This is a genomic window from Microbacterium sp. Leaf351, assembly GCF_001423825.1.
GTDB lineage: Bacteria > Actinomycetota > Actinomycetes > Actinomycetales > Microbacteriaceae > Microbacterium > Microbacterium ginsengisoli.
Map to the genome: position 1 here is coordinate 35,163 of NZ_LMPK01000018.1, position 3,225 is coordinate 38,387.

The 3,225-nt window shown below is 72.3% G+C and carries 2 protein-coding genes; one reads left to right on the plus strand and one right to left on the minus strand.

Annotation, left to right across the window (positions count from 1 at the left end):
* A partial coding sequence (locus ASG00_RS06975) for a thiamine pyrophosphate-binding protein (protein ID WP_442922616.1) occupies window positions 1–1,300 on the minus strand: 1,300 nt, incomplete at its 3' end.
* Window positions 1,301–1,604: 304 nt separating this feature from the next.
* Between ASG00_RS06975 and ASG00_RS06980 the strand changes: the two genes are divergently transcribed.
* Complete coding sequence (locus ASG00_RS06980; protein WP_056207891.1) at window positions 1,605–3,077, plus strand: NAD-dependent succinate-semialdehyde dehydrogenase; 1,473 nt, start codon at window positions 1,605–1,607, stop codon at window positions 3,075–3,077.
* Window positions 3,078–3,225: the final 148 nt, after the last annotated feature.

The window sequence follows — 3,225 nt, forward strand, 5'->3', positions numbered from 1 at the left end:
CATCGCCGGTCGTGAGCACCACGGTCGAGTCCGGCCGCGCGAGGGCTGCGCCCGGCACGCTCGCGAGCCCCAGTCCGATCGACTGGTAGGCGGTGCCGACCATCATGGCGCGGTCGGGGGAGGCGACATCCCAGTACATGTTCGACCAGCCGAGGAAGTGTCCGCCGTCGCTCACGACCACCCGGTCGCGCGGCAGCAGCTCACCGATGCGCGCCGCGGCCGAGCGGGGATCGAGGCGGCCGTCCGGCGCGAGTGCGTCGCCGGCCTCCCGCGCCCGCCAGCCGGCGACCTCGTCGGCGGACGCCCAGGGCGCTCGCGACGCGGAGCCGATGGCGTCACGCAGCACCTCGGCGGCGAGCCGCGCGTCGGCGCGCACGTACACACCGACATGAGGATGCGTCGCCGCCGGCGCCACATCCACCTGCACGACATGCGTGCCCGGGGAGAACAGCTCGCCGAAGCGCATCGTGAACTGGTTGAGCGAGGCGCCGAACACGACGGCGACGTCGGCCCGGGCGATGGCGGCCATCGCGCCGTCCGCACCGAAGCCGCCTGTGACGCCGAGGTCGCGCGCCGGGTCGGCGAACAGGCCGCGCCCGAGGGCGGTCGTGGCGGTGAGCGCGCCGGTCGCCGACGCGAGGGCGTCGAGGGCCGGGCCCGCCCCCGCCAGCCAGGCACCGCGCCCCGCGATCAGCACGGGCCGCGACGCCCCGGCGAGCAGCTCGCCGACACGACGCAGGGTCACCGTGTCGAAGCCGGGCTGCACGGCCAGCGGTGCGGGCACCGCGGGGGCCGCGGCATCCGGCACGTCACCCGCGTCGCGCCGCGCGACGTCGTAGGGGATAGCGAGCACCGCGGGTACCCGGTAGGCGAGGGCGTGCTCGATGGCGATCGCCGTGGTGGCCGCGGCATCCGTGCGCCCGACCGTGTACGTGCGTGCGCCGACGGCCGACGCGAGGGCGATCTGGTCGACGTCCCACGGACGTGGCCCCGATGTCGGCTCGTCGCCGACGACGAGCACGAGCGGCACGTGGGCCTGCACCGCCTCGGCGAGGGCGGTGAGGGTGTTGGTGAAGCCGGCGCCGTAGGTGGCGGTGGCGGCGGCGATGCGTCCGGACGCACGGTAGTGCGCGTCGGCGGCGACGACCGCGCCCGCCTCGTGCCGCAGCGCGGTGTAGGTCGCGGCGGTGCCGGTCACGAGGGCATCGAGGAAGTAGGCGTTGCCGTTGCCCATCACGCCGAAGACGTGATCGACGTGTCGGGCGAGGGTGTGGGCGACGTGGGCGGAGACGGTGGGCATGGCGAAGCGCTTTCGACAGGAACGGAACTGAGGCCGTGTGTGTCTCGCGCGCCGGCAGGCGGCTTCGTGCCCTTTTTTCGAGCACCGGGGCGTCGATGCCCGCGGACACGGTGAGTATACGACGCGTGCGGAGACCGTCGTCAGCGACCGCCGATGCGCCGCGCTGTCGAGGTGACGTTCGTGTGATCGCCGTGATGGCGAAACGTCCCGCGCACGACGGCGTGAGAATGGGACCGAACCACCGATTGATCGTATACGATCCATACCAGGGCGCCCGCGCGGTCGCCCGTGACGAGGGAGTCCTATGAGCGAGAACCGCGAGCGCGACCTGCTGGCCGCCGTCCCCGACAGCCTGTTCATCGGCGGCGAATGGCGTCGCGGCGAACGCGAGAGCACCGTCAAGGTCTACGACCCGGCGACCGGGGAGCTCATCAAGGAGATCGCGGATGCCTCGCCCGCCGACGGCATCGCGGCACTGGATGCCGCGGCCACCGCGTTCGAGACATGGTCGCGCACGCCGTCACGTCAGCGCGCGGAGATCCTGCGCCGCGCGTTCGACCTGCTGCAGGAGCGCAAGGAGGACTTCGCGCTGCTGATGACCCTCGAGATGGGGAAGCCCCTCGCCGAGGCCCGCGGAGAGGTCGCGTACGGCGGCGAGTTCCTGCGCTGGTTCAGCGAGGAGACCGCCCACGTGCAGGGCCGGTACGGCGCGAACCCCGAGGGCACCGGCCGCATGATCGTCTCGCAGCACGCCGTCGGGCCGTGCTTCCTCATCACCCCCTGGAACTTCCCGCTCGCGATGGCGACCCGCAAGATCGCGCCCGCGCTCGCCGCCGGGTGCACGGTGGTCGTCAAGCCCGCCGAGCTGACCCCGCTCACGACCCTCGCCTTCGCCAAGCTGCTCGAAGATGCGGGCGTGCCCGCCGGTGTCGTCAACGTCATCACGACCTCCACCTCGGGCGCCGTGTCGGAGCCGATCATCCGCGACCCGCGGCTGCGCAAGCTCTCGTTCACGGGTTCCACCCCGGTGGGCCAGCGTCTGCTCGAGCAGGCCTCGCAGGGCGTGCTGCGCACCTCCATGGAGCTCGGAGGCAACGCGCCGTTCGTCGTGTTCGACGACGCCGACCTCGACAAGGCCGTCGACGGCGCGATCGCCGCGAAGTTCCGCAACATCGGCCAGGCCTGCACGGCCGCCAACCGCTTCATCGTGCACCGCTCGGTCGCCGACGAGTTCGCCCGCCGGGTCACCGAGCGGGTCGAGGCGTTCGGCATCGGACGCGGAACCGAGGACGGCGTCACCATCGGCCCGCTCATCGACGACCGTGCGGTCGCCAAGGCGCAGAGCCTCGTCGCCGACGCCGTCGGGCGCGGCGCGAGCCTGCGCACCGGCGGCTCGCCGATCGACCGGCCCGGTACGTTCTTCGAGCCGACGGTGATCTCCGACGTGCCGGCGGGAAGCGACATCCTTCGGGAGGAGATCTTCGGACCGGTGCTCGCCATCGTCCCGTTCGATGACGAGGACGACGCGGTCGCGCTCGCCAACTCGACCGAGTACGGACTCGTGTCATACGTCTACACCGAGAACCTCGCCCGCGGGCAGCGCATGATCGAGCGCCTCGAGACCGGGATGATGGGCCTGAACATCGGCGTCGTGTCGAACGCCGCCGCCCCCTTCGGCGGGTGGAAGCTCTCCGGGCTCGGTCGCGAAGGCGGCGCCGAGGGCATCCACGAGTACCTGCAGACCAAGTACACGCTGACGCCGAACCCTTTCGCCTGAGTTCGCCGATGTCGACGGGTGCCGCCAGACTGACGCGGTGGCATCCGTCGACCTGATCGAGCACCGCCTGCGTTCGCACCTGCTCGTCGCGCCCGAGGGCGGGGTGGTGGCGGCGGCACGCCACATGGTCGCGACCCAGGCGCAGGAG